The sequence below is a fragment of the Bartonella sp. CL434QHHD genome (genome assembly GCF_042195145.1).
Classification (GTDB): domain Bacteria; phylum Pseudomonadota; class Alphaproteobacteria; order Rhizobiales; family Rhizobiaceae; genus Bartonella.
In genome coordinates this window covers 82,470-107,926 of the sequence record NZ_JBHINT010000042.1, presented here as the reverse complement: position 1 = coordinate 107,926, position 25,457 = coordinate 82,470, and the positions used below count along the sequence as shown (strand labels likewise).

Sequence of the window (25,457 nt, the reverse complement as noted above, 5' to 3'; positions counted from 1 at the left end):
AAAATGCGCACTGCCCTGTGTATATTTGGTACCAATTGTGCATACGCTTTATGGACAGGCGCTGCAATATCAAGTTGCTTCGGCTAAAGATGATTTTGCGTTTGAGAATGAAAACCGCACACGGAGACTTAGCAGCGTAAATGTACGGGCTTGCTGCGCACATCTTGCTGATAAAATGTACAATAAGGGTGGAGGATATGATCAAAAATGATAGGAAATACCGTTATTTAGTCATTGGTGGTGCAGGAATATTGGCTCCCTTCGCCGGTTATTAGGGCTGAGCAACGTGATTATCGCAGCGCGTTTTCGTTCTCATCAATCCAAAATTGAGTTATTTCAGACAAGGGCTAAATATATATTTTGGAGATTATTATAAGCCATAGGCACAATTTTTAAAAGGGGTACCCCTATGGACGGGCTTGAAATATTGCATATTATGGGGGGCATTCGCCTGCACATGTATTTTCGTGTAGGTTGAGATTGAGCGGTTGGCCTTCTTACCGAAGCCTCTGCGTATTGTTCATGTTTTTGGTTCTAATGCAGAGGATAAAATAATCTCTGGATGTGCGCATCACAATGAGATTGATCCCATATCTGTAAAATTAGGTCGGAAAAGGCGATCATATGGCCGGCGGTGGTCAATGAGAAGAGTGTATATGATCATGTGGGGTTTATAAGAGTAATATTGAGAAAGAATTTGCGCAAAATTAATGATAATGCCTCCGAAGTAAAATTATTTTTTAAATTGCCAAGGAGCTTTAAAATCGTGGCGCTCATAGGCTCTTACACGCCGGATTTGGGGGTGTTTTAGAGTGAGATGGCGCGCAAAAGCTTTATTTTGTACTGGAAACAAAAGGAACGAATAGCGAGTTTGATTTGCGCCTTAAAGAAATGCTGAAGATTAAATGTGGCAAGGCGCATTTTACCGCCCTTGAGACTGGTGTGGTGTTTAACGAGGCACCGGTGATGAGTTGGCGCGATTCTAAGCGGGGGATGGTGGTAGAAAGAGTGGGGGGCTGTGGTAGGAGTGGGCGGCACGAATGACGCTGTCTTTAATTGCGTACCGCCAAGCTAATTTTGTGCTTTGCGAAATTAGCCAAGGCTTTTGGACGTACCGCGTTTACCGCGTAATAAAATCTTATGAATATCATGCAGAAGGCGCGCAGAAATGGGGGATTGCGTGTCTAGCTTCCCAATGCCGTAATTAAGTACAGCCACAAATGAGATAGCTCTTCAATATCATCAGTCGCACTGATACTTGTTCTTTATTTTCAAACAATAATAGGTCAGATGGTAACGATTATGTCCTTTCTATCTGAGAAAAGAGTAGCACCGCTTGCGTATATGCACGAGTAAAAGTCAATCAACATTGGTCTGAGGTAAAAACAGCCAATTATTTCTAATACACCTAAGGATTTCATAGCTTGCTCTAACGGTTTATATAAATCCGCCCTTTTAAAAGGTGGATTGGGTGGAAAATTTATTGGGATATAGGCTTTATGAATCTCTCGAACTAAGCTTCCTACTATGCAGGCCCTAAGGCGTGATTGCATATATGGTCGCATCTGTTGCTCGTTGTGTAGGCAGAGATCCTAAATTAGGAAAGGAGGGCTGGTCTTTTAATTACAAAGGAAGAATACGGCGCGTAAGTGCAACAAAATGTATTTTGAGGAGCGGTAAAGGGGTGAGGCATTTGATGTCCAGCGGGTGACGGATTAACTGGAGTATAAGTAGGCATTGCTAGGGCGGAGTTTTTAGTTAAGAATTGCGCTCTGTGCGCTATAAGCTCTCTGCATCCTTCATATAGGCGTTGGATCATCGCCCAATGCAACGTAAAGGGGCTGTTTTGTCTTTAGCGCTTGTTTGGCTGCTTCTATAGTGCCGCTGGCTCTATCAGCCATTATGGTTATAATTTCCTCGTCCAAAGAACAGATCAATCGATTGCGTAATAGGGTATGTGTGCCTTTTTTGACCGTGTCTTTTTTAAAAAGCAGCTGTTACCTCGTGGCAGGATTGGGTGTGTTTATATGATCAGCCTGCCAAAGAAATGGAAGCGTTATCGCGATAGCCACCAATAGTAGTCCAGCGATAAAGGCGGCAGCAAACTGCAATGATATAAAAGAACCAAGGACGCCGACCAAAAAGCTTCCGACCGGCATTCCAGCATAGCCTATCACCCGAAAAGCAGAATTAGCTCGCCCGAGAAGTTGCTTTGGTGTGAGGCGCTGCCTGAAGGCGGTAACACCAATAAACCATAAACTTGCTCCAACGCCAGCGATAAAGGTGACGCCCCATACGACGACAGCACTTTTTGAAAAGGCTGGAATCAGCAGCAAGACAACCGTTCCTAAACCGTCAGTGAGAACAGCTAGGCGCACCGGTGCATAACGTATACGCGGCGCAAATAGGGCACCTGCCATTGTTCCAAGCGCGTAGGCCGCAAACATCACGCCATATTGGCTGCTATGTAGGCCCAGATACCGACTGTCGGTAACGAAGAAGATGAACGAGGTTAGGAATGCTCCAAATACCACCGATAGAAAGAATGTGAGTAATGTAAGGGAGGTAAGATGCCGATTTGAAAAAATGAAACGAAAGCCGGCAATAATATAACGGAAAGTGATGTTTTCTTTATCAAGTGTTGGCGATGTCGGAACAGCACGGCGAGCGGTAAAAATCAATGTGATAAAAAGCACGATTAACAAGCCAAGAAATAGCAGTGTGCCATGCCCTAAAATGCTGCTTGTTATGACAGGGGCAAGAAAATAGGAGACCCCGAAATCTAAAAACAAGACAATTGAGTAGAAGGTCATCAATCGCTCTCCCTCCATGATAAGTGGTGGAATCGTCATTATATAAGCTTCGGCAGAAACGACGATGAATCCAGCAATGGTTGCATAGAAGAAAATTTGTTCGGCTGGAGCAATCTGTATCATGAGCAGTATGAACAGGACAATATGCAGTAGCATGAAGATGAGGAGAGCTGTGGTGGCAAGTTTTATTTTGTCGCAGCGATCAAGTAAAGCGCCTGCAAGGATGCCGAAAATTGGCCACGCTAATGAGAAGAGACCTTGCGCCCAACTTACTCCGACTACGCCATATCCAGATTGTCTTGCTAATAGCGGGATGGCAGTGCGCAAAGCACCGCTGAGTAAGGCGAGCAGACTAACGGTTAGGCAAAAATAGCGTATGTTCCTGTTGGCAAAAAGCGTGAACATTCTTTTCTCCTTAAGATGCCATACAGGTTTCCGCTGTTCCATCAAGTACGGCGGTTGTATTCAGCATGTTTGCGACATAGCCGTCCAAGATATTCCTATCTGCCTGAGGTAGAAGAAAATACATAAGGTTGGAATACCATTGCCAACCACGCTGAGTCAGCTGGAGATCGTTATCACTTTCTACGATGAGACCTGCACCTATGAGCTGTTGTAGGTTATTGTATACGAAAGAGGGGGGTGCGGTCCAGTCAATTCTTTCTTTTTTGGCATAACCGTTATAAGGTAGCCTCATACACAAAGCCTTGGAGGCTTGTTGCTCCGCTGATACCCAATTGTAGTATACTTTGGATTTGCCTTTAAGTTGTATGTCGGTAATGTATCCGCTTCGACTGGGATTGGCTCGTGTGACGAGTGAGCCGAGAATCGACATTGCTGACGCCCCGAAGCCAACCACATAATCGTCATGATAACCATGCAAATATTTGTGATAGCGGAAATAATTAGCTGAACTCGTTTTAGCGAGCGTTAGAGGAGTGTTGTTGGCAATTTTGATATAGGAATGCCCATTACACGGCGCATAGCCGCAGCTGCGCATAACGATGTCGCTAAATAAGCGAAGCATCTGTCGATGCTGTAGGCTGGATGGCTTTAGCCCTTTTTGTGCGTAAGACTTATGCAGTTGCGACGTGATAGCCAGATTGTTGATTGCATAGAGGTTGATGGTTTCAGGGTGAAGCTCGCTGGCTTGCTTCAAATCGTATAATAGTTCTTCGGCTTGCTGGCTGTGCTGCCATATAGTAGGTCGAAACCGACATGTCCAATTATCTCTTGTGACCAAGCCACGGTATTGTTGATTTGTTCACGTGTTGAGGTGAGGTTAAACAATGATCGGAAACGCTCAATGAAACTCTGTATACCGAAGCTGATCCGGTTAACGCCGATCTCACGGGCAGCATAAAGTTTATCACGTGTGACGCTCTTCGGTTCGCTTTCCAGTGTAAATTCGGCTAAGGAAGAGAGCTCAAATTCGGCATGCAATACTTTTCCGATGTGTCGGATATTATCTGCGGACAAAAGCGACGGTGTGCCGCCCCCTATATAGATGCTGCGGATGTGCCCTCTAAGCGAGCGAATGAAATTTCCTTTGTTTCTGATCTCTGTGGTAAGCGCTGACATATAAGATTCGATTTGCTTAACGTGCTTGTAGGCTCCTTTCTGAAAGGGACAGAAGGAACAGATGGTTTCGCAAAAGGGAATATGCAAATAAAGAGAAATGGTACGCGCTTATGGAATTTTCTTACTGTGCGCTAGTTTATTAAAGTCTAGGTAATCGTAAAATTCATTTGAAATAGTGCGAAATAACGGATATGTGAAGTTGTAAATCGTCTTGAGTTGGTCGAACTTCACAAAAGGATGATCCACGAGTTGCATAACTTACCTCCCCCAATTTCTTAACTCGCACTATATTATTGACGGGCGACTGGTGACCCAATCACCCGAGTGTATTACCAAAGATTTTTACGGAACATAATGAATCCTCCTTTTGTAGAAGTTATATGTATTATACATATAACTTCTTATATGAACAGGCGAGCTTGTTTAAGAGGCAATGTAAAGATAAAAATATAAAAGAACTTTCTCTTGCAGCCTTATGGTCTGATATTGTAATTGGTATCCTGTTTTACGTGGTCGGGCTATGAATGCCTAGGGCGAGAAAAAGCAGGGTATTTTAATGGACGTGCGGGGCATCATTGTTATGTTGCTGGGACTTGGAATTTGCGTCTGGTTATGAAATATCATTAGTGCAAAAAGATGATTTTAAAGGTAGATATATATTTTTTGATATCCCTGTAAAACTTCGAGAAGAGATAGAATTATCTATTAGAAAACATATAAATGTCCAGTGTGATAATATTATCGAATTACATGACATCATCGCTCTTGCCCGCCATTTTGACATATTGCCTAAAATCTCATTGAGATTGTGCCATGTACTGGCAAACGGGGATAGATTGCGTTTTGGTATGACTGCGGCGGAGTTACGTGCCGCATTATCTTTGCTAGAATCCAATAGGATTAGGCTTAATGGGGCGCCTTTGCATGTGGGCTCTAATTTGAATTCGACTGAGTTAATAGTATCCACCTTAACTAAGGCTGGAAAGGATATTTACGCATTGAAGGATCAAAAAAGTTTTATCAGTCTAGGCGGGGGATATCCGACTTCCACAGCGTTCTGCGATGCCGTGACGATCAATGACGAATACCCTCGTAAAATTTATGAGGCATTATCACAATTGGGTTGTGATTTACATAAGCTTACGGTAATTATTGAATCTAGGCATATTATATCTGAAGATTATGGTTATTTATTTTCTATAAAAGAGCAGAGTGGTACGAACTTAATTACAATCTGGGCTCTGGGGATGTGTACTCAATCTGCACAGTATCACTAGGTCATAAGTCAAAGTATGTGAAAGCAACTGATACAAAAAAGATTTTACGATGGTGGAAGATCGACGATGAAGGACTTTAGTTCAAAGGAAATTGATATTATTGTGTTCTCATATCCTGATTTTTTGGCTTTTTAGATATAAATAACACACCTCCTAGTGGGCTGGAGACTATCAAATGTTGGATCACGCATGGCGCAATTAGCAAAAATTCCTATCTATTGGATTTGGTATGCTCTACTGGATTCTCAGCTCTAAATATTGTGTGCGAAGTGCAATGTCAAGCGGTGGAAATTGATATAAGTGCAGAGTTTGTACCATTCGCTCAGAACAAGGTTGATAGCTCTGTTATGCAGGCGATGGTTAAGTTTCATGTCGGAAATGTTGAGCGTATGTCTTATCCTGAAAATACATTTACGCATATTATGGCGGGGTGAGTGTTTGTAAGCACTAGCTGTAAAGGCTACTCACCATGACTAGGGTGTTTACTTCTATGTGGATAACAATAGAGTTACAAAACTTGCTTCATATTAAAAGAAAAGTTTCCTTTCTTTTAATTAAGCATTGCGACAACCAAAAGGAAATTAAATATCTCGCCTTTATTATTCTCACCAATGTTTGCTTATATATGATTATTTGAATCGGAATTAGGTTACGTACAATATGGTATTTCTCGCTGTTTTATATAAGGAGAAGGTTAGCACCGATGTATCGCGTGCAATATCATTTTTTTCACTATGGTGATAGGATAGCTTGTTGAGCGTAAAGTTCTTTTACCTTGATGGATCTTATAGTATTATTCAAAATATCAGTTGATAAATTTTTTTCGTGTCGTTTATGCATGGGCTGATACAATAAGAATAGGACTTGATTGTTTTTAAAGTTGGTATGTTATGGATGTAAAAAATGGTAAACAAACGAAAAGTAAGAATTTTAAACCTGTTTCTCGTTTTCTCAAAAGTTTACGTGGTGTGCACAATTGGGAACAAGTTTCACAATGGCTTGCTTTCCGTAAGGTAGAGGATATTGAATGTATTACGCCTGATCAAGCAGGGGTACCACGGGGCAAGATGATGCTTTCTAAAAAATTTACATCGGAAACATCATTGGCATTGCCTTCAGCAGTTTTTATGGCAACAATTTCAGGGGATTATCCGGAAGATGGTCATGGTTTTGAATATCCTAAAGCAGATGGTGATTTACGCCTTGAGCCTGATCTTTCTACGTTAAGCATTGTTCCATGGGAAGATGCTCCTACGGCACAGGTGATTTGTGATCTTGTGTATCAAAATGGTCAGGTTGTAGATTACACACCACGCAATGTTTTACGAACGGTGGTTCACTTTTACACAAAAATGGGTTTAAGCCCTGTTGTTTCACCAGAAATTGAGTTTTATTTGGTACAAAAAAATCCCGATCCTGATTATCCGTTAGTTCCACCGGTTGGTCGTTCTGGACGTTCAATTGGTGGTGGACAGGGGTATTCCATTGCTGGTGTGAATGAATTTGATGATTTGATTGATGATATTTATCAATTTTCAGAGGCACAAGGATTGGAAATTGATACCCTCATTCATGAAGAAGGAGCAGGTCAGTTTGAAATTAATTTACGTCATGGTGATCCTATTGAATTAGCGGATCAAGTTTTTATGTTTAAACGAACAATTCGTGAAGCAGCACTAAAACATAATATGTATGCAACTTTTATGGCAAAACCCATTCAAGGGCAGCCGGGTTCTGCTATGCATATTCACCAATCGGTTGTTGATAAGAAAACCGGTATGAATATTTTTACACAGGAAAATGGTGAAGAAAGTATCTGTTTTCGCCATTTTATTGGTGGATTGCAAAAACATATGCCAGGGGTACTTGTGATGCTTGCACCTTATGTGAATTCTTATCGACGTCTTGTTCCTGATAATTCGGCTCCTGTTAATTTGCGATGGGGATATGATAATCGTACTACAGCTTTTCGAGTTCCTCGTTCTGCTCCTCAAGCGCGGCGTGTTGAGAATAGACTTCCTTCATCAGATGCGAATCCTTATTTAGCCCTTGCAGCTTCTTTAGCGTGTGGTCTTATTGGTTTGCAACAAAAAATTGAGCCGGATGAGCCAGCGACTAATAATGTAAACGCTGATAATATTGAGTTGCCGCGTGGACTCATTGAGGCAGTCAATTTGTTTGAACAAGATACAGTGATACGTGCTATTTTAGGGGATGTGTTTGTCAGTACTTATGCTGCAATCAAACGCCAAGAGTTTGAAACTTTTATGGAAGTAATCAGTCCGTGGGAGCGTGAATATCTCCTGCTGAATGTTTAAATTTTATGACGATGATTGATTATAATTCAATTTCTCCAGGAATTTCTTGGTATGAAGATGCTTTAAGAGAACGTCCATCGTATCCTTCTTTTTGTGAAAACAGACAGTGTGATGTGGTCATTATTGGAGGCGGATTTACGGGTCTTTCGGCTGCTTATCATTTAGCCAAAGCTGGAGTAGGTGTTGTTTTATTTGAAGCATCACGTTTTGGTGATGGTGCTTCAGGGCGCAATGGTGGACAGCTGGGAACAGGGCAACGGCAATGGGTAGAAACATTAGAAAAAAAGTATGGTTTTGAGCGAAGTAAGGCTCTGTTTGATTTGGCAGAAGAAGCTAAAAGAGATATTTTAGCTTTATGCACAATGCCTAATTGTCCGTGTGATTTGATAGGAGGACAGCTTTCTGTAACTCATAAAAGGCGTGAGCTTCTCTCTTATCAACGGCATATTGAGGCGATGCAGCGTTATGGCTATCACGCGCTTACTTTTATGGATAAGGCTGAAACATTTGAGCGACTTGGATCAACTTTTTATTGTGGTGGTATTTATGATGCGGATACCGGTCATATAAATCCCTTAAAATTGATTATTGGGTTGGCAAAAAGAGCACAAGATGCTGGTGCTAAGCTTTATGAGAAGTCACAAGTAACGACCGTAAGGCGCAAGGGAGCACATTGGAAAGTAATAACAGAAAAAGGCAGTGTAACAGCAGAGCATGTTTTACTTGCAACAAATGGGTATAAACTTGGTCTGGAGCGTTTTATTGAAAAAAATATTGTTTCTATTCGCTCTTATATTGGAGCAACGGACCCATTACCAAAGCATAGTTCAATTCTTATAGGGGGGGAATCGGTTGATGATTCCCGTTTTATGGTTCGCTATTTTCGCAAAAGCATTGATAATCGTCTCTTATTTGGTGGTGTAGAAAGTTATGATAATAAGCATCCTCTAAATTTAGATGAACGTATAAAACGGCAAATTGTTGAAATTTATCCTCAATTACATTCTATCAATTTAAGCCATCGGTGGGGAGCAACGGTTGCCATCACAGTTGAACGCATGCCCTATGTTCGCCAAATTTTTTCAAGGATGACTTATTGTGGTGGTTATTCAGGGCATGGCGTTATGCTGGCTCCTTTCGTGGGAAAATTATACGCAGAATGGTTAACTGGAAAATATGAACGTTTTTCCTATTTCCAAGACTTAAAGGTTTCATCTTTTCCGGGGGGAAGAGTTTTGCGTTATCCGCTTATATTTTTAGCAATGCGTTGGTTTTCTTTATTGGATCGCCTTTAATGGAAACATTGCTTGAAATGAAGAAAATTAATGGCTTATTTAGTATCTGTCTGCTTTAATGATGAAAGCTTTTATAAGTGATATGGGATTTCATAATCGAATAGAAAAATAAACAAGTTCATGGTGCGTAAAATTATTCCAGTTTCTTCCTTTGATTGTATTGTTTTTGGTGGCAATGGTGATCTGGCGTTGCGCAAGCTTTTGCCGGCTTTGTATCATTGTCAGTGTGCTGGGCAATTCAGTGAGCCAACACGTATTATTGGGGTTTCGCGCACTTCCTTAAGTCGTGAAGAATATCAAAATTTTGTCCGCATTTCTTTAGAAAAACATATCCATCCAAAAGATCTAAATTCAACAGAACTCAATCGTTTTCTTGCACGTTTAACTTACGTTTCTGTTGATGTTTCCTCAAATCGAGGGTGGGAGGATTTAGCCCTCCTTCTGTCACAAGATTCAGCGGATATTCGAGCTTTTTATTTGGCTGTTGGTTCGTCACTTTTTGCTGATATTGCGATGAAGTTGGAAAAAAATGATTTGGTGACACCACAAACACGGATTATCATTGAAAAACCAATTGGTTGCGATGTAAAAACAGCGGTTTCACTTAATGATGTATTTGCAAGCGCCTTTAATGAAGAGCAGATCTTTCGTATTGATCATTATCTTGGGAAGGAAACTGTTCAAAATTTAATGGCATTGCGGTTTGTTAATACACTTTATGAACCGCTATGGAACTCCAATTATATTGATCATGTTCAAATAACCGTTGCTGAATCTTTAGGGTTAGAAGGGCGTACAGAATATTATGAAAGCACTGGTGCTTTACGCGATATGGTTCAAAACCATATGCTACAATTACTTTGTTTGGTTGCGATGGAAATACCATTTACCAACAGTGCTAATGCTGTACGTGATGAAAAACTTAAAGTTTTACATTCTTTAACACCGCTTGATGTCCATAATGTAGGGCAGCATACTGTACGTGGGCAGTATCTTTCTGGTCTATCAAATGGTATATCTGTAGAGTCTTATTTTGATGATTTGGGAAGAGTGAGTAAGAGCGAAACATTTGTAGCCCTTAAGGTTAAGATTGATAACTGGCGTTGGGCTAATACGCCTTTTTATTTACGAACAGGTAAGCGCATGTTCACGAGAATGTCTGAAATTGTTGTGGTTTTTAAACCTATTCCTCATAATATTTTTAATGTGGATTTAGATGAAATTTTTTCTAATCGGCTTGTAATTCGTCTCCAACCTGATGAAGGTGTAAAACAATGGTTGATGATTAAGGATCCAAGTTATGGCGGTATGCGGTTTCGTCACATTCCATTAGACATGAGTTTTGCTTCCGCATTTTCTGAACGTAATCCTGATGCTTATGAACGTTTATTAATGGATGTTATTCGTGGAGATCAAACACTGTTTATGCGTCGTGATGAAGTTGAGACTGCTTGGCGTTGGATTGATCCAATCATTGAGGGGTGGGAAGCAATAAAACAGCCTGTTCACAGTTATAATGCTGGTTCGTGGGGGCCGTCTGCTTCGATGAGCCTCATGGAACGTGATGGGCGTATATGGAACAATTTAGTTTAGAGCAATAAGTATGTATAGAATGAATATTGACCGTTTAGATTTTGAAACCCCTCAGACTTTAGCCTTGGCATTGGCAGATCGAGTAGCCGCAGAGCTTAGTGTATCTGTTCTTGAGCGCAAGAGAGCAGTTTTAGCGGTGTCTGGTGGTAAAACACCAGCATTGTTTTTTCATTATTTGTCAAAAGCGGATATTGATTGGCAAAATATTATTATCACTTTGGTCGATGAACGTTTTGTCCCTACACACGATGAACGTTCAAATGAACATATGGTACGGTGTCATTTGTTACAAAATTTTGCCGAAAAAGCACGTTTTGTAGGGCTTTATCATAAAGCAATTACTGCTGAACTTGCTGCTTTTTCAGCGGCGAGTCGTGTTAATACTTTGCCTAAACCCTTTGATGTTGTTGTTTTAGGAATGGGGCAGGATGGACATACGGCTTCTTTTTTTCCTGATGCTGATCGTTTAAAGCAAGCGCTTGATTTACGAACACAAGCACTTGTTTTACCCCTTCATGCTAAGAGTGCTGTTGAGCCAAGACTCTCACTAACTTTGCCAGTTATTATGCAATCTCGTTGTATTATTCTCCATTTTGAAGGTTTTCAGAAACGCGATTGTTTTGAAGAGGCTTGTCAAGACGGGTCTGAAATAGAAATGCCTATTCGGGCAATTTTGCGTAATTCCCCTCATCTCGTTCAGGTTTATTGGTCGCCTGCAGAAAATGAAATAAGTGAATCAAAATATGCGACACAAGGTGAATAAAAACGTAATCTCTCTCAATGAATGAGGGGCAGCAACAATGAAAGGGGGAGAGAAATATGGCACTTTCCAAGACAATTGCCACAGTTACACGAAGGATTTATGAACGGTCTCAATCAACACGAGAAATTTACTTAGATCGTATTGCAAAAGCACAAGTTCATCGCCCCAAACGAAGTTTTTTAGGATGTGCCAATCAGGCGCATGGCTTTGCTGCTTGTGGTGCAACAGATAAAGAGCGTTTGAAGGGAAATATTGTTGGGAATATTGGCATTATCACGGCATATAACGATATACTTTCAGCGCATCAACCTTTTGAAAAATTTCCTCACTTAATTAAAGAGTCGGCCCGTATGGTTGGTGGTGTTGCACAGGTTGCAGGTGGTGTTCCCGCGATGTGCGATGGTGTTACGCAGGGAAATGCGGGGATGGAGCTTTCCCTTTTTTCGCGTGAAGTAATTGCAATGGCGACAGCTATAAGCTTATCACACGATGTCTTTGATGCAGCATTGTATCTTGGGGTGTGTGATAAAATTGTACCAGGTTTATTGATTGGTGCACTAACATTTGGTCATTTACCAGGAATTTTTATAGCAGCTGGTCCCATGACGAGTGGTCAAGGTAATGATGAAAAAGCGAAGATACGTCAACTTTACGCGGAAAATAAAATAGATCGCCAAACACTTCTAGCATCAGAAGCACGTTCTTATCATGGGCCAGGAACATGTACATTTTATGGAACAGCTAACTCTAATCAGGTGATACTGGAGATGATGGGGCTTCATATGCCTGGAGCTTCTTTTATTAATGCTAATACACCGTTGCGTGATGCTTTAACAAAAGAAGCTACGAAACGTGTACTTGAAATGACAGATCTTGGTGATCATTATAGTCCACTTGGTATGATCATTGATGAGCGTTCTTTTGTGAATGCCATTGTAGGATTAAATGCAACAGGAGGTTCTACCAATCATGCGATTCATTTGATTGCTATGGCTGCTGTTTGCGGTATTAAATTGACATGGCATGATATTGCAGAAATTTCATCCGTTGTGCCTCTTTTAGCGCGCATTTATCCTAACGGTTTAGCAGATATTAATCATTTTTATGCTGCGGGGGGAATGGGATTTATTATTCGCGAGCTTATCGAGGCAGGCTTGGTCCATGAAGATGTTTCTACGGTTTTTGGTAAAGATCTCAATGCTTATGCAATTGAAGCAAAGCTTTCTGCTGATGGTCATGTGGTGCGTGAAGCGGCTCTTAAGGAAAGTGGTGATCATAAGGTGTTAGCAGGGTGGAGAAAGCCATTTCAGTCTGATGGTGGTCTTCGTGTTTTATCAGGAGATTTGGGAACAGCTATTATAAAAGTTTCCTCTGTTAAACCAGAGTATTGGCAGATTAAAGCACCAGTCTTTGTTTTTAATGATCAAGAGGAACTACAAAAATCTTTTAAATCTGGAGTGTTGCATAATAAAGACTTTATCGCTGTTATTCGCTATCAAGGACCAAAAGCCAATGGTATGCCAGAGCTTCATAAATTAACGACCATTTTAGGCGTTTTACAAGATCGCGGTCAAAAGGTAGCATTGATAACCGATGGGCGTATGTCAGGAGCGTCAGGAAAAATTCCTGCTGCCCTCCATGTGACACCAGAAGCAGTGGATAATGGCCCCATTGCACGTTTGCAGGATGGTGATATTGTTTTTCTTGATGCTCATGAGGGTAAATTAACTCTTTTGGAGGATTTAGCAAAATTTAACGCGCGACAAATCATACCTCCAGATCTTTCAAAAAACGAACATGGTGTTGGACGCGAACTTTTTCATGTTTTTCGTCAATCCGTTAATCGTGCAGATCAAGGGGCATCTGTTTTTATGACATGAAAAATGCAAAAATAATAAGCTGAATCATATACAATGAAACCATATACAAGGAATTGTTACAATTCTTAGAATTTTGGTATAGGCAGATTGTGTGATCGCGCAGCAGCTTTGAGTGTATTAACCATAAGCATGGCAATTGTCATTGGTCCAACGCCTCCTGGAACAGGGGTAATCGCAGCAGCTTTTTCTTTTACGTTTTCAAAATCGACATCACCAACAAGACGTGTTTTCCCTATACCTTTTTCTGGTGCAGCAACGCGGTTAATACCGACATCAATAACAATTGCACCATCTTTTATCCAGTCTTTTTTAATCATTTGTGGACGGCCTACAGCTGCTACTAGAATATCAGCGCTTCGACACACATCATCAAGGTCACGGGTACGACTATGGGCAATTGTCACAGTAGCATTTGCTGCTGTTAAAAGGGCAGCCATAGGTTTTCCAACAATATTAGAGCGTCCAACAACGACAGCATCAAGTCCAGATAAATCTTGCCCACAGTGTTGTTCAATCATCATCATGGCACCAGCTGGAGTGCAGGGAATAATTGCATCTTCAAGTGCATTTGCCGCGAGTTTTCCTACATTAATATAATGAAAACCATCAACATCTTTTTGGAAAGCAACGGCTTGTGTTATGCGATTTGTATTCATATGAGCAGGGAGAGGCAGCTGTACCAAAATACCATGAATTTTGGGATCAGAATTTAATGTTGCAATAAGTTGAAGGAGTTCTTTTTCTTGTGTTTCTTTGGAAACGGCATGTTTGATTGAAAGAAACCCACATTCTTCGGCTTTTTTATTTTTTGAGGCGACATATACTTGACTTGCAGGATCATCTCCAACGATAATAACAGCGATACTAGGTTGTATATTATAGTGATGGCGGAGCTTTGCTGTTTCGGCCTTAACTTTCACAATAATCTCTTCAGCAAGTTTTTTTCCGTCGATAATATTATTCATTCAGAGATCCTTTCGGTAAGGCTGTTTGTTTTTGTTTGTAAAGCATTTTCTAATAATACGATAGAGTTTTATAGCAATATTCATATGAGAACAGTAAGAATGGTTTTATAATGTTGTGGATTTATAGTTTTGAAGACTTTTAAATAATTGCTTTATAAAGAAGCAGCAACATTGCTGTTTGAATAAATTTTGGATAAAGAACAAAAATAATGAAGATACAAAGTGGATATAGTGAATTATAGGGTTATAAAAACTTTTTATGATCATTTAAGTTTGTTTTTAATCTGTTATAGGGGGATAAGTATAGAGGGATATTGTGCGCATCAGAATAATAAAACTTTTGAGCGGAATTTTTATTACAATTATCTTTTTATTGGGAGTGGGGATTCTCGTTTTACCTTATCTTATCTCTACAGATGCGATTCGTATTCGTTTAGCGCAGGATTTGAGTGCATGGACGGGTTACAATGTGCAATTGCGTGATCCACCGCGATTACATCTTTTTCCTTATCCTAAAGCATTTCTTTCTGGCGTTACTTTAACATCAAAAATGGATGATGTTGCGCCATTAATGGAAGCTGAATCAATAGAAGTTGATCTTTCTGTCGTCGATCTTCTTTGGGGACATATTTCTTTTTCAGAGACGCGGATTATGCGTCCTCAATTTGTTATGGAAAAGCCTGTTAAAACAATAGCAGATTTTTTTGATCGGTTTTCTCGCTCACAAGGTGCATTAGGGTTGGCAATACGTAATACGCGTGAAATATTAAAACATAATCCTGAACATCCAGAGATAGAGCAACTTTTAAAACAACCTTTTGGGCGGATTGTCATTAAAAATGGTGTTCTTGTGTATCACGATAGTTTTTCAGGAGCAGCAGAAAAAATAACAGGATTAAATGCAACTTTAGATTGTCCGAAATCAACTCAGGAAGTACGGTTACGCGCAGATGCGCGTTGGCGTGGAGAATTTACAAAGTTATCAATTGATGCTTCTCAAGCATTGTTGCTTCTTGCAGGAGGCAAAAGTCATATTAGGGCAAGTCTCAATTCTGTACGTGGGGGAATAACTTTTACAGGAAAGGCTCGGTTATCTGAATATTATATTTTTGACGGAAAAGTATCGATGCGTTCTCCTGGATGGAATCAGACATTGTCTTGGGTTGGTGGAAATCAGTTTTGGGGACATAAATTAAAAATACCCATTGTATGGGAATCTCATTTTTTAGCGCAGCCAATGCATATCCAAATGAACAATGTTACATTTACGATGGGAAAAGCCAATGCGCGAGGAGCTTTAAAACTCGATTTTCAAGATTATGTACCAAATGTCATGGGCTCTTTAGCTTTTGATAACCTAGACCTTAGCCTCTTGAGTTCAATATTTTTTTCAGGCAAAAAGAAAAATGCCTGCTTTGACATGAGAACTTTTGATCGTATTGGCGTGGATATACGACTTTCTGCGCCACAAGCTAAAATAGGAAATATTTCACTCACAAATTTAGCTGCTGCAATACAAATAAGAGATGGGCATGGTATTTTTGATCTTGGACATGCTAATATTTTTGGGGGATCCGTGCAAAGTAATATTGAAGTTACGTCAGCTGGACAGAGAGTGCGTATTGGAGGAAATATTTCAGGCGCTTCTATTGATATGCAGGAGACTTTAGAAACCTTGGGATTTATTCCATTTATACAAAGCAAAACGAATTTTACTGCAACGGTACGAACACTTGCTGATTCTTGGCCAGAAATTTTCACGAAAATGCAGGGTGAATTAACACTGAAGATGTCTTCTGGTCGGCTATTAGGGTATGATCTGAATGAATTACAAACAAGACTTTCAAATAAACAACAATTTCTTTTAATGAATAATGATACTTTTTCAACAACATTTGATCACTGGGATATTCAGACAAGCTTTTCAGAAGGTATGATGAAGGTGACAGAGTCATTAATGCGTACAGCAGACTTGAGCTTATCCATTCAAGGAACCATTGCAGCTGCTATTGCGCAAGGGAAGCAAAATGAACTGATATTACAGGCACAACTAGACAAAAACTATAGATCAGAAACTTTATGTAAAGACGTCCAATGTCTTGCTAATAGCCTTGCATGGCCTTTTACATTTTCTCTAAGCTCTAAAGGACAAAATCATGGTAATTTTTGGGTTACAAAAGACATTGACGCAGATTGAGTATCGTTTTTCATCTGTATAATATTCTATCCTATAATGGTAATTCGTTTTTTTGCAACTTAAAATTGTCTTTTAAATTTAAATCAGAACTCCCATTATCGAAAGATTCTCTCATTTTAAGTCCGTTCGTCGTGAAGCAGTAAAAACCGTCCTCTCCGTCATAATAAGTGTGGTTGATATAGATAAATGACTGAAGAGAAGAATAAAAATCCTTCTTATGGAATCTCTCAAATACAAGAGATTCATAATATTGATGCAAATCTTAGAAAAGTTGCTAAAAAACATTAAAATTTTAAGGAGGATGTTGGCCAGTGCTTATTGAATCGCAGAAGAAATACCATAGCCATCTTTGGTAATTGTATGCTTCCCGTCTGCTCCAACAGAACCAATTCCCACTGTAATCAAAATAAAGGCTAAGAGGGTTGTAATCGTAATAATTGTAGCTTTTTTAGCAGACATATTTTTCCTCCACGGATGCATCAATGACTGAATGCAAAGATGAATGGTGCATTATTTAAACTTTTATGAAAGCAGAATCACTTAAGGATCTATAAGTTCCTATTATTATCTCATAAAGCTAAAAAAACTCTATAATTCTTTAATATATTATAGTTCTATAGATATAATTTTTTCTTTTTGCTATATATTTTTCTTCATTTTCTCGATGACGATAGTGAGCTTTGGCAAAATTTTTATGCGCATAAATTATAAACTTAAAAGATTATTTATCAGACAGACATTGGCTTTGAATGAAGAAATAAAGATAGAGGGGGCACAAGCTTCTTATCTTGTGCATGTTTTGCGTATGAAAGAAGGAGCAGAAATTTTACTTTTTAATGGACAGGATGGTGAGTGGCTTGCTAAACTTATCGCTATTAAGAAAAAATTTGTTGTGGTTCAGCTTATCCATCAAGAAAGATTACAAACGACGCATTCCAATCTTATTTATTGCTTTTCTCCACTCAAAAACGCGCGGTTGGATTATATGGTGCAGAAAGCTGTTGAAATGGGGGTATCGATTTTGCAGCCTGTTATGACGCATCATACGCAGGTTACGCGTATCAATATGGCGCGTATGGAAGCCAATGTTATTGAAGCTTCTGAACAGTGTGGAATTTTATCTCTTCCTGAATGCGTCTCTGCTCTATCATTAGCAGAACTTTTAGCACGGTGGGATAAGACACAGCCTTTATTCTTTTGTGATGAAGAGCATAAATCGCATAATCCATTAGCTTCTTTTAAAAAGCGTGACGTTACAACACCTGGTATTCTTATTGGACCGGAAGGTGGCTTTAGTGAAGAAGAGCGGAGCTTTTTAAAAAAACATCCTTTTGTGGTTCCAATATCATTAGGTCCGCGTATTTTACGCGCTGACACTGCCGCTGTTGCTGCTTTGGCTCTTCTTAATGCTACCGTGGGGGATTGGGCAATGGATTGAGAAATCTGTAAAATCATTCTAAACAATTCATTTAAGATGATGATACCAATTATAGGATACGATGAGTTATGGCGCTTGATATAACTGATGAAAGTGAAATTTATAACTTAGATTCTTTGGTTAGCTATTTCCAAGGGGGGTATAAAGCAGAAGATGATTGGCGCATTGGTACAGAACATGAAAAATTTCCGTTTTATAGAGATGGTTTTCACCCTGTTCCTTATGAAGGAGAGAGGGGAATCCGAGCGCTTTTAGAGAGGATGCAAAGCGCCTTAGGATGGAAACCTATTTTAGATGAAGAGAATATTATTGGGCTCGTAGGATCAGTTGATCAGGGAGCCATTTCTTTGGAACCTGGGGGACAATTTGAATTATCTGGTGCACCATTAAAATCAGTAGGCCATACATATTATGAGTTGATGGAGCATTTAACTCTTCTCAAAAAAATTGCAGAACCATTGGGTATAGGTTTTCTAGGTCTTGGAGCTAGTCCAAAGTGGACTTTAGCTGAAACGCCGCGAATGCCTAAATCACGTTATCAGATTATGACTGATTATATGCCTAAAGTGGGGTATAATGGTCTTAATATGATGTATCGCACATCAACAGTTCAGGTTAATCTTGATTTTTCATCTGAAAGTGATATGCGGCGAAAAATGCAAGTGTCCATGAAGCTACAGTCCATTGCAACAGCATTATTTGCAAGTTCACCTTTTACAGAAGGGCGCCCAAATGGCTTTTTGTCGTGGCGTTCTGAAATTTGGCGTAATACGGATAATCAGAGGACAGGCGTTCTTCCCTTTATATTTTCTGAGCGTTTTGGTTTTGTTGATTATGTTGAATGGGCCCTTGATGTTCCAATGTATTTTGTTGTGCGTGATGGTCGTTACTATGATTGTACACACATAACGTTTCGTCAGTTTATGAATGGAGCATTAAAAGGACAAGTTGCAAATTCAATTCCAAACATGGGAGATTGGATTAATCACTTATCAACGTTATTTCCTGAAGTCCGCTTAAAAAGATTTTTAGAAATGAGGGGAGCTGATTGCGGTTCTTGGAAGCGCATTTGTGCGTTGTCGGCTTTTTGGGTTGGGCTTCTTTATGATAGGGAAGCACTTAATGAGGCAGAGGCTTTGACAAAAGATTGGTGTTTTGAAGAAGTTTTAGAGTTGCGCCAACGCGTTCCTAAAGAAGGGTTAAGAACTCCTTTTCGTCAAACTATTCTTTTAGAGTTAGCACGTCAATCTCTCGCTATTGCTCGCAAAGGCTTAAAAAATCGCAAACAGTATGATACGAATGGTTTTGATGAAACAAATTTTCTTAATCCTCTAGAAGAGGTTGTTGCAATGGGACAAACAGATGCTGAAAAATTTTTGTCCCATTACTATTCTATTTGGAATGAGTCGGTAGAACCTTTATTTTTAGAATGTGCCTATTAAATTTGAAGCAAAGATACTTCCTACTTTTTTAAAAATGCATATAACCGTGGTGGTTCATTCACTCATTTGCTCTAGAGAGCATATCCTACCTTGCTTTTAACATTTCTCATAACGGAAAGGATACAATACAAAAATCTCTTGGGCAGTGTGATTTTTATACCCAATAATATCACGATATTTCCGTAATCGTAATGTTGCCCTTTTGTACTAAAGATAGTTCATAAGAGATAAAGCTTATTATCAAACATTTTTTATTCACTTGGCTCATCTACTTATGAATAGGTCTGAAAATAATATTTTTCACTTTTAAAAGGGATAAAAAAATATAATTTGCGGTTAATAGTCAATTATTATAATTCAATATACGATGCTTATATGAAAGAGCATTTTATTATACAAAAATTATGATATCAATCTTTCAGTGCGCTAAAAAGACAGTAGAAAAAATACCGATAGATCTATGTATGTATAACTCAAGCTTATTTTTATAGAAAAAAGAAATATATTATATAAATAGATAGAAATAAAGATGATAATATATAGAATGAATGTGTTAATTACATCATTAAATATTAATAAATAAAAATATTATCTTCATAGGGTTATATGAAATTATAAGCTATTCATAGATAAGAAATAACTATTTGTATGCAAAGGGGTTATTATATTAAAATACTATTATTCTTGATAAAGATGAAAGAGATAAAGAGATTGAGCTTGTAACGAATGAGTGTTTGAATACGCATAAAAATTCAAAAAAGAACAACATTTCTATAGCAGAATAATTTTTATCAGTATGAGCGCAATTTATTATAGACGATTAATTATCTCCCATATATTGTAAATTTACTTTAAAGCTTCTTTTAATGCTTTATAACTGTACTATTCATAAAATTTATAATATTTGTAGGCTTAAAGCCTCTCATTTTAATCATATACCCTCAGTCTTTTCCATTGTTTTCATTATCTAGAAATTTGTAACCGCCTTTGTTATGCTCTCACTAGGATAAGCAGCTTTAAAGTGCATCCGTAATGGCATCACGCCTCTGTAAACCAGCTGTTGTGTTTTCTTCTGTAGAATTTGTAAATAAAAGGGACTGTTTCTCATCACGATCAGTTACAGAGATTCAACGTTTTTATAAAGATACCGTGGAAAGCATTGACCTGTATCTATTGCATCTATATTAGGCAAATTCTTAGCTATCAACACAGAAAAAACGCTTCGTGCTCCTATGCCTATAATTTGTATTACTCTATTTTCTACTACTGGCACCATAGGGAATATATGTGGTATCTGATAAACTCCATCATTGAAGATACAACTATAATAAAGCCATTGTCGTGTAAAAGGGCGATACGAACTTTGCGTGAGGCATGCCTCTTCAAATTCAAAAACCTTCCTCTTATTAGTTCTTGCTTAACATTATAACTCCAACTTATCTTTTTTGTATCTAAAATGACAAAATTATCTACAGCACGTGCACGTGTTGTTCGATCAGCATATGAATAGGTATCGTTAAAAGTTTTACTGCGCTATTATAAAAAGCAATCATATTATTTATATTTGCTGCTCAAGCTCCGCCCTTCAATGTTTCGACAACTCTTGCATTAAGACGTTTCATAAGAGGTATTTCTACTCCTTTCTCATACATTTTTATCCACATATCTGCCCTGCTTGTGACGTGCAAGCAAATGATTTTGATTGATTCAAGATAAACAGGTTTGAAATGAGAGAATCTTATGTGATTCGGGACTCTCATTTAATATGCAAACAGTAAATTATGACTATAAATCAACATGTTGTCTTTAAAAACCTTTTTATGACTATAAAAGAATTTTGAAAAATAAAAAAGCTTTCATTGAGAGCAAAGAAAGAATGTATAAAAGGTATTTTCAATAAAATAATTATACTTGAAGTGCTGATCAAAGCTATTGAGAGTGCAGTCCATAAAATGAGCAGAAGTAGCTTGTTGGTGTATTTTCTAGAAAAATCATGAATGTTCGATTGTTAATTCATCTTTTCTTGGAAAGCTCGCTTCAGTTCAAATAGCAAAAGAGAGTGGTAAGGACATTTATAGGATAAGATACGCTGGAATTATTCAGTATTAAGATGCAATGAATGTTGTTTATATTTTTCTTATTTAACTATTTTATAAGAGCATAAATTTAAAGAATAAGAAAATAATTTTATTTATTTTCTTTAAACAGTTATTAGTAGATAAAAAATTCTCTTTTAATCTATAAATTAAAAAAATAATGATTTTGTAAAAGCCTTGTAAGCTTTATAGGTTAATTTTAAATATCATGCATTGATTTTGAATTATGCAGATTATTTATGTCAACCATAATAATAGTGAGCATAGACAATGACATTTAATTTTTTCGTCAATTTATTTCTATTTGTTATTTTTTTATTATTGGTTTCTCAAAGTAAGAAAATGCAATGGAGTCTTTCACTACGTGTTATGCTATGGCTTATCCTTGGCTTAATTTTTGGAAGTGTTTTGCAGTTTATTTATGGAGAGGGTGAAAGCACTTTATTGAAATCCGTTGAATGGTTTAACATTGTCGGTGAAGGCTATATTTTATTGTTGCAAATGATTGTTATGCCACTGGTTTTTATTTCTATCGTTTCAGCAGTTGCTCATTTACATTCTGTTTATGCTGTTGGAAAGATGAGTATAATAACAATTTCAATATTGCTTTTTACAACGGCTCTTTCAGCATTGGTTGGTGTGCTTGTGGTTAATTTTTTTGGATTAACAACCGAGGGTTTGGTGCATGAAGGGCAAAATGTTTCTGCTCTTCTTGAAGGTCATATTTCTAAACTTGGAGATATGAATATACCAAAGATGATTTTGTCTATGATTCCTAAAAATCCATTTGCTGAGTTGAGTGGCGCTAAACGTACGTCAATTATTAGTGTTGTTATTTTTGCGTCATTTTTAGGTGCATCGGTTCTCCTTTTAAAGAAAGATGAGCCAGAAAAAGGAGAAAAAGCGCTTTTATTTATTCAAGTGGCACAAGCTTGGATTATGCGGTTAGTCCGTATTGTGATTGCTTTGACGCCTTATGGTATTTTTGCACTTATGACGAAAGTAGGAGCAATATCGCGTATTACAGATATTTTAAATTTACTGGTTTTTATCATTGCTTCTTATGTCGGTATTATTTTAATTTTTGGAATTCATGGTGTATTGCTTGGTATTTCTGGGATTAATCCCTTTCGTTTTTTCAAAAAGGTTTTACCAGTTTTAACATTTGCTTTTAGCAGTCGTTCAAGTGCTGCAAGTATTCCTTTGAATATTGAAGCGCAAACACAGTGGATAGGTGTACCACAATCCATTGCGAGTTTTGCAGCTTCTTTTGGGGCAACAATTGGACAAAATGGTTGTGCTGGTCTTTATCCAGCGATGCTTGCGACCATGATTGCACCCTCTATGGGTATTAATCCTCTTGATCCTACTTGGATTGCTACGCTTATTGGTGTTGTAACATTGAGTTCTATTGGTGTTGCTGGTGTGGGGGGAGGTGCTATTTTCGCTGCATTGATTGTGTTACCAATTATGGGGCTTCCTGTTACTTTGGTTGCTGTACTTATCTCTATTGAACCGCTAATTGATATGGGACGGACTGCTCTAAACGTGAGCGATTCAATGATAGCTGGAACGGTCACTAGTCAAATATTACGGACAACAGATAAAAGTATTTTAAAAAAATAATTTTAGGTTATATTTTTTTTGGCTGTAAAACATCTGTAAGAGATATTTGCGCTGAACCAGGTTGTAGGGGTTTTTGTTGGTTGGGATGAGGAGCCCAACCAGAGAGCCAGATGAAAGAAAAATGTGCACGAATACGTCCATCAGGGTCACTAAATTGTTGTGCATAGATTTCAGCTGCGCGGAGAAAAAAACGTTTGGATACAGGGCGTCGTGAACGATTGATGAGTGCATTTTGCATTCCCATAGCTTTAAGATCGTGCATAAGGTCAAACATTGTATTATAACGTATTGTGATATCTTCAACGTCTGCTACAGGCAGGGCAAAGCCAACACGCTGTAAAAGAGCGCCTGCATCACGAATGTCGGCAAAAGGGTAGATCCTAGGGCTTGCTCCACCATAAATTTCACTTTCAGCTTGCAGCAGGCTTTCCCGCAATTCTCTTAATGTACCAGCTCCTGCCATAACAGCAAGAAATAAGCCATCTGGTTTAAGGGTATTTTTTATCTGGCTTAGAACACCAGGGGTATCATTGGTCAATTGTAATGAAAGAAGTGAAACAATAAGGTCACAGTAACTTTGAGGTAAATCAAGAAATTCTCGATGACGTAAATAGAATTTTTTATCATGGCTTTGATAAAGCGTATCGGTTTCAATGCGTTCTATGGAACAAACTTTTCCAGATTTCATTAAAGCTTGCGCAGCAAGGTCTGTATGGCTGTGTAAATCAAGAGCTAATGTAAAGAGGCGATCAACAGTGCTAAGGCGTTTATAGAGATCTTCTGCCATGTGAGAGAGTAAAAAGTCACATCCTTTTTTTGCTTTTTGAAAGGCACGTTTTCGGAATTGTTCAATGCGGTTATGATCAAAAATTAAAGGATGCGACATATTGTGGAACACTTTCGATCTATGAAAGAATATATTTTGAAAAGGTTCATTATTTGTGCAAGCTCTGTCAAGTTTATAATATGAAAGAAAATAAATTTATAGAAGGTAAGAGTTTTTAAAGGAATTAAAATTATAAATTGAGGAAATACAAAGGAACTTTTGTTTTGAGGGAAACTTGTAAAAGCCTAAATTTATAATGTTGTATTTTCGAGAAGCGGCGTTAAATAGCGGGGATATACTAAGTAAGTTCGTTGAACGCTTGAAAACGATGCTTTATCCACCAATTTGTCCTGGATGTAAGCAAAATGTTTCTACTTATGGTACGATTTGCTCCGAATGTTGGAAAGACCTTCAATTTATCACGAAACCTTATTGTCCTGTTATGGGGACTCCTTTTGTTTGTGATATGGGGGATGGTTTTCTTAGTGGTGAAGCACTCCGTAATACTCATCCTTTTTCACGTGTTCGCTCAGTCATTGTTCATAAAGGGCTTGCACGAACTTTAGTAACGCGCTTAAAATATGGTGATCATATAGAATTGGCATCATTTATGGCCAATTGGATGATGTTTGCTGGACGCGAGGTTATTGATGATTGTGATGTTATTATTCCCATTCCATTGCATTTTCGTCGTTTTTGGGAGAGGCGTTATAATCAATCTGCTGAGCTTGCACGTTATATTGCAGCATCACAAAAAAAGCTTTTAAAACCGAGTTGGCTTGTTCGTTGTCGGCATACCCGTCCGCAGGTTAGTCTTTCTTCAAGAGAGAGAAAACTTAACGTAAAAAATGCTTTTAAGGTTTCGCATAAAGTTAAAAAATATCTCAAAGGATGTTCTGTTTTGCTGATTGATGATGTATTTACAACGGGTGCAACAGTTACAGCAGCAGCTGCTGCATTAAAAGATGCAGGTGCACGACAGGTTGATGTGCTAACATTTTCGCGTGTTCTCAAAGAAGATTCTATTTTTCCCTCTTCTTAAGAGGAATTTAAAGTGAATATTATTAAAAAATATTGGAGGATAATACTATGAAAGAGATAATAATTTATACACGCCCTAACTGTCCTTATTGTACAAAAGCACGTGATTTGCTTAATAAAAAAGGCGTAAAGTATACAGATATTGATGCTTCCACATCCCTTCGCCAAGAAATGGTACAGCGTGCAAATGGACGTAATACATTTCCACAAATTTTCATAGATGATTATCACGTTGGCGGTTGTGATGATCTTTATGCTTTAGAGGCTGAGGGAAAGCTGAATTCTTTATTACAAGGCATATAATAT

23 protein-coding genes and 1 pseudogene are annotated in these 25,457 nt (G+C 38.4%); 16 read left to right on the top strand and 8 right to left on the bottom strand.

All coding sequences use genetic code 11. The annotated features are described in order from the left end of the window. The first annotated feature begins 37 nt into the window (after positions 1-37). The 3 genes from ACFILN_RS07635 to ACFILN_RS07625 all read left to right on the top strand — a co-directional run bounded on the left by ACFILN_RS07635 (position 38) and on the right by ACFILN_RS07625 (position 1,044). Entirely contained in the window at positions 38-211 is a 174-nt protein-coding gene (locus ACFILN_RS07635) for a hypothetical protein (RefSeq protein ID WP_273790372.1), read from the top strand. 423 nt (positions 212-634) lie between these two features. After that, positions 635-811 carry a hypothetical protein gene (locus ACFILN_RS07630; RefSeq protein WP_375637525.1) on the top strand — a complete coding sequence of 59 codons (177 nt, stop codon included), beginning with the start codon at positions 635-637 and terminating at the stop codon, positions 809-811. A 65-nt stretch (positions 812-876) separates the two neighbouring features. Beyond that, complete coding sequence (locus ACFILN_RS07625; protein WP_375637524.1) at positions 877-1,044, top strand: hypothetical protein; 168 nt, start codon at positions 877-879, stop codon at positions 1,042-1,044. Between the two features lie 48 nt (positions 1,045-1,092). Here ACFILN_RS07625 and ACFILN_RS07620 read toward each other — a convergent pair whose 3' ends face one another. From ACFILN_RS07620 to ACFILN_RS07605, 4 genes are all read right to left on the bottom strand, one after another. Next, a complete protein-coding gene (locus tag ACFILN_RS07620; RefSeq protein WP_375631000.1) occupies positions 1,093-1,218 on the bottom strand; it encodes a hypothetical protein in 126 nt (41 codons plus the stop codon). 779 nt (positions 1,219-1,997) lie between these two features. Then, positions 1,998-3,218 carry an MFS transporter gene (locus tag ACFILN_RS07615; RefSeq protein WP_375643332.1) on the bottom strand — a complete coding sequence of 407 codons (1,221 nt, stop codon included), beginning with the start codon at positions 3,216-3,218 and terminating at the stop codon, positions 1,998-2,000. Between the two features lie 10 nt (positions 3,219-3,228). After that, complete coding sequence (locus ACFILN_RS07610) at positions 3,229-3,972, bottom strand: hypothetical protein (protein WP_375667303.1); 744 nt, start codon at positions 3,970-3,972, stop codon at positions 3,229-3,231. Beyond that, positions 3,969-4,481: a radical SAM protein gene (locus ACFILN_RS07605; protein WP_375667302.1), complete on the bottom strand. Its 513-nt coding sequence runs from the start codon at positions 4,479-4,481 to the stop codon at positions 3,969-3,971. The genes ACFILN_RS07610 and ACFILN_RS07605 overlap by 4 nt, the downstream gene beginning before the upstream one ends. 506 nt (positions 4,482-4,987) lie before the next feature. Here ACFILN_RS07605 and ACFILN_RS07600 point away from each other — a divergent pair. The 7 genes from ACFILN_RS07600 to edd all read left to right on the top strand — a co-directional run bounded on the left by ACFILN_RS07600 (position 4,988) and on the right by edd (position 13,520). After that, positions 4,988-5,671, top strand: a complete 684-nt coding sequence (locus ACFILN_RS07600; RefSeq protein ID WP_375645303.1) for a hypothetical protein — start codon at positions 4,988-4,990, stop codon at positions 5,669-5,671. Positions 5,672-5,889: 218 nt separating this feature from the next. Beyond that, entirely contained in the window at positions 5,890-6,105 is a 216-nt protein-coding gene (locus ACFILN_RS07595) for a class I SAM-dependent methyltransferase (protein WP_375663704.1), read from the top strand. A gap of 456 nt (positions 6,106-6,561) precedes the next feature. Next, the gene (locus tag ACFILN_RS07590; protein WP_273790377.1) at positions 6,562-7,989 is read left to right on the top strand and encodes a glutamine synthetase family protein; all 1,428 of its coding nucleotides are present in this window, start codon (positions 6,562-6,564) and stop codon (positions 7,987-7,989) included. Between the two features lie 11 nt (positions 7,990-8,000). After that, complete coding sequence (locus ACFILN_RS07585; protein ID WP_375671235.1) at positions 8,001-9,284, top strand: NAD(P)/FAD-dependent oxidoreductase; 1,284 nt, start codon at positions 8,001-8,003, stop codon at positions 9,282-9,284. A gap of 120 nt (positions 9,285-9,404) precedes the next feature. Beyond that, the gene (gene zwf / locus ACFILN_RS07580) at positions 9,405-10,877 is read left to right on the top strand and encodes a glucose-6-phosphate dehydrogenase (RefSeq protein ID WP_375671206.1); all 1,473 of its coding nucleotides are present in this window, start codon (positions 9,405-9,407) and stop codon (positions 10,875-10,877) included. A gap of 10 nt (positions 10,878-10,887) precedes the next feature. Then, complete coding sequence (gene pgl, locus ACFILN_RS07575) at positions 10,888-11,640, top strand: 6-phosphogluconolactonase (RefSeq protein WP_273790379.1); 753 nt, start codon at positions 10,888-10,890, stop codon at positions 11,638-11,640. A 56-nt stretch (positions 11,641-11,696) separates the two neighbouring features. Then, positions 11,697-13,520 carry a phosphogluconate dehydratase gene (gene edd / locus ACFILN_RS07570; protein WP_375671204.1) on the top strand — a complete coding sequence of 608 codons (1,824 nt, stop codon included), beginning with the start codon at positions 11,697-11,699 and terminating at the stop codon, positions 13,518-13,520. A gap of 65 nt (positions 13,521-13,585) precedes the next feature. Here edd and folD read toward each other — a convergent pair whose 3' ends face one another. Further along, positions 13,586-14,485 (bottom strand): bifunctional methylenetetrahydrofolate dehydrogenase/methenyltetrahydrofolate cyclohydrolase FolD, encoded by a 900-nt coding sequence (folD, locus tag ACFILN_RS07565; protein ID WP_273790381.1) that lies wholly within the window; start codon positions 14,483-14,485, stop codon positions 13,586-13,588. A 316-nt stretch (positions 14,486-14,801) separates the two neighbouring features. Here folD and ACFILN_RS07560 point away from each other — a divergent pair, with 316 nt between their 5' ends. Then, positions 14,802-16,682 (top strand): AsmA family protein, encoded by a 1,881-nt coding sequence (locus ACFILN_RS07560; RefSeq protein ID WP_375637517.1) that lies wholly within the window; start codon positions 14,802-14,804, stop codon positions 16,680-16,682. 315 nt (positions 16,683-16,997) lie between these two features. Here ACFILN_RS07560 and ACFILN_RS07555 read toward each other — a convergent pair whose 3' ends face one another. Next, on the bottom strand, positions 16,998-17,141 hold the full coding sequence (locus tag ACFILN_RS07555) for a hypothetical protein (protein WP_273790383.1): 144 nt from the start codon (positions 17,139-17,141) through the stop codon (positions 16,998-17,000). 235 nt (positions 17,142-17,376) lie between these two features. Between ACFILN_RS07555 and ACFILN_RS07550 the strand changes: the two genes are divergently transcribed. After that, a complete protein-coding gene (locus ACFILN_RS07550; RefSeq protein WP_375631008.1) occupies positions 17,377-18,120 on the top strand; it encodes a 16S rRNA (uracil(1498)-N(3))-methyltransferase in 744 nt (247 codons plus the stop codon). Positions 18,121-18,188: 68 nt separating this feature from the next. Next, positions 18,189-19,562, top strand: a complete 1,374-nt coding sequence (locus ACFILN_RS07545; RefSeq protein WP_273790385.1) for a glutamate--cysteine ligase — start codon at positions 18,189-18,191, stop codon at positions 19,560-19,562. A gap of 985 nt (positions 19,563-20,547) precedes the next feature. On the opposite strand, the pseudogene ACFILN_RS07540 reads toward ACFILN_RS07545, so the two are convergent. After that, positions 20,548-21,133, bottom strand: a pseudogene (locus tag ACFILN_RS07540) (type ISP restriction/modification enzyme); the annotation flags it as partial. Positions 21,134-21,928: 795 nt separating this feature from the next. On the opposite strand from ACFILN_RS07540, the gene ACFILN_RS07535 reads away from it, so the two are divergent. Continuing rightward, the gene (locus ACFILN_RS07535; RefSeq protein WP_375660049.1) at positions 21,929-23,284 is read left to right on the top strand and encodes an L-cystine transporter; all 1,356 of its coding nucleotides are present in this window, start codon (positions 21,929-21,931) and stop codon (positions 23,282-23,284) included. A gap of 7 nt (positions 23,285-23,291) precedes the next feature. Here ACFILN_RS07535 and ACFILN_RS07530 read toward each other — a convergent pair whose 3' ends face one another. Further along, positions 23,292-24,170, bottom strand: coding sequence for a methyltransferase (locus tag ACFILN_RS07530; protein ID WP_375631010.1), 879 nt, complete (start codon positions 24,168-24,170; stop codon positions 23,292-23,294). Positions 24,171-24,366: 196 nt separating this feature from the next. On the opposite strand from ACFILN_RS07530, the gene ACFILN_RS07525 reads away from it, so the two are divergent. Both ACFILN_RS07525 and grxC read left to right on the top strand, forming a co-directional pair. Beyond that, a complete protein-coding gene (locus ACFILN_RS07525; RefSeq protein ID WP_273790388.1) occupies positions 24,367-25,152 on the top strand; it encodes a ComF family protein in 786 nt (261 codons plus the stop codon). A gap of 47 nt (positions 25,153-25,199) precedes the next feature. Continuing rightward, positions 25,200-25,454, top strand: coding sequence for a glutaredoxin 3 (grxC, locus tag ACFILN_RS07520; RefSeq protein ID WP_273790389.1), 255 nt, complete (start codon positions 25,200-25,202; stop codon positions 25,452-25,454). Positions 25,455-25,457 lie beyond the last annotated feature (3 nt).

Excerpts from the sequence above, each read along its gene's own strand:
- ACFILN_RS07615 (WP_375643332.1), bottom strand. The coding sequence starts at position 3,218 with ATGTTCACGCTTTTTGCCAACAGGAACATACGCTATTTTTGCCTAACC.
- ACFILN_RS07590 (WP_273790377.1), top strand. The coding sequence starts at position 6,562 with ATGGATGTAAAAAATGGTAAACAAACGAAAAGTAAGAATTTTAAACCT.
- ACFILN_RS07585 (WP_375671235.1), top strand. The coding sequence starts at position 8,001 with ATGATTGATTATAATTCAATTTCTCCAGGAATTTCTTGGTATGAAGAT.
- zwf (WP_375671206.1), top strand. The coding sequence starts at position 9,405 with ATGGTGCGTAAAATTATTCCAGTTTCTTCCTTTGATTGTATTGTTTTT.
- pgl (WP_273790379.1), top strand. The coding sequence starts at position 10,888 with ATGTATAGAATGAATATTGACCGTTTAGATTTTGAAACCCCTCAGACT.
- edd (WP_375671204.1), top strand. The coding sequence starts at position 11,697 with ATGGCACTTTCCAAGACAATTGCCACAGTTACACGAAGGATTTATGAA.
- folD (WP_273790381.1), bottom strand. The coding sequence starts at position 14,485 with ATGAATAATATTATCGACGGAAAAAAACTTGCTGAAGAGATTATTGTG.
- ACFILN_RS07555 (WP_273790383.1), bottom strand. The coding sequence starts at position 17,141 with ATGTCTGCTAAAAAAGCTACAATTATTACGATTACAACCCTCTTAGCC.
- ACFILN_RS07550 (WP_375631008.1), top strand. The coding sequence starts at position 17,377 with ATGCGCATAAATTATAAACTTAAAAGATTATTTATCAGACAGACATTG.
- ACFILN_RS07545 (WP_273790385.1), top strand. The coding sequence starts at position 18,189 with ATGGCGCTTGATATAACTGATGAAAGTGAAATTTATAACTTAGATTCT.
- ACFILN_RS07535 (WP_375660049.1), top strand. The coding sequence starts at position 21,929 with ATGACATTTAATTTTTTCGTCAATTTATTTCTATTTGTTATTTTTTTA.
- ACFILN_RS07530 (WP_375631010.1), bottom strand. The coding sequence starts at position 24,170 with ATGTCGCATCCTTTAATTTTTGATCATAACCGCATTGAACAATTCCGA.
- ACFILN_RS07525 (WP_273790388.1), top strand. The coding sequence starts at position 24,367 with ATGTTGTATTTTCGAGAAGCGGCGTTAAATAGCGGGGATATACTAAGT.
- grxC (WP_273790389.1), top strand. The coding sequence starts at position 25,200 with ATGAAAGAGATAATAATTTATACACGCCCTAACTGTCCTTATTGTACA.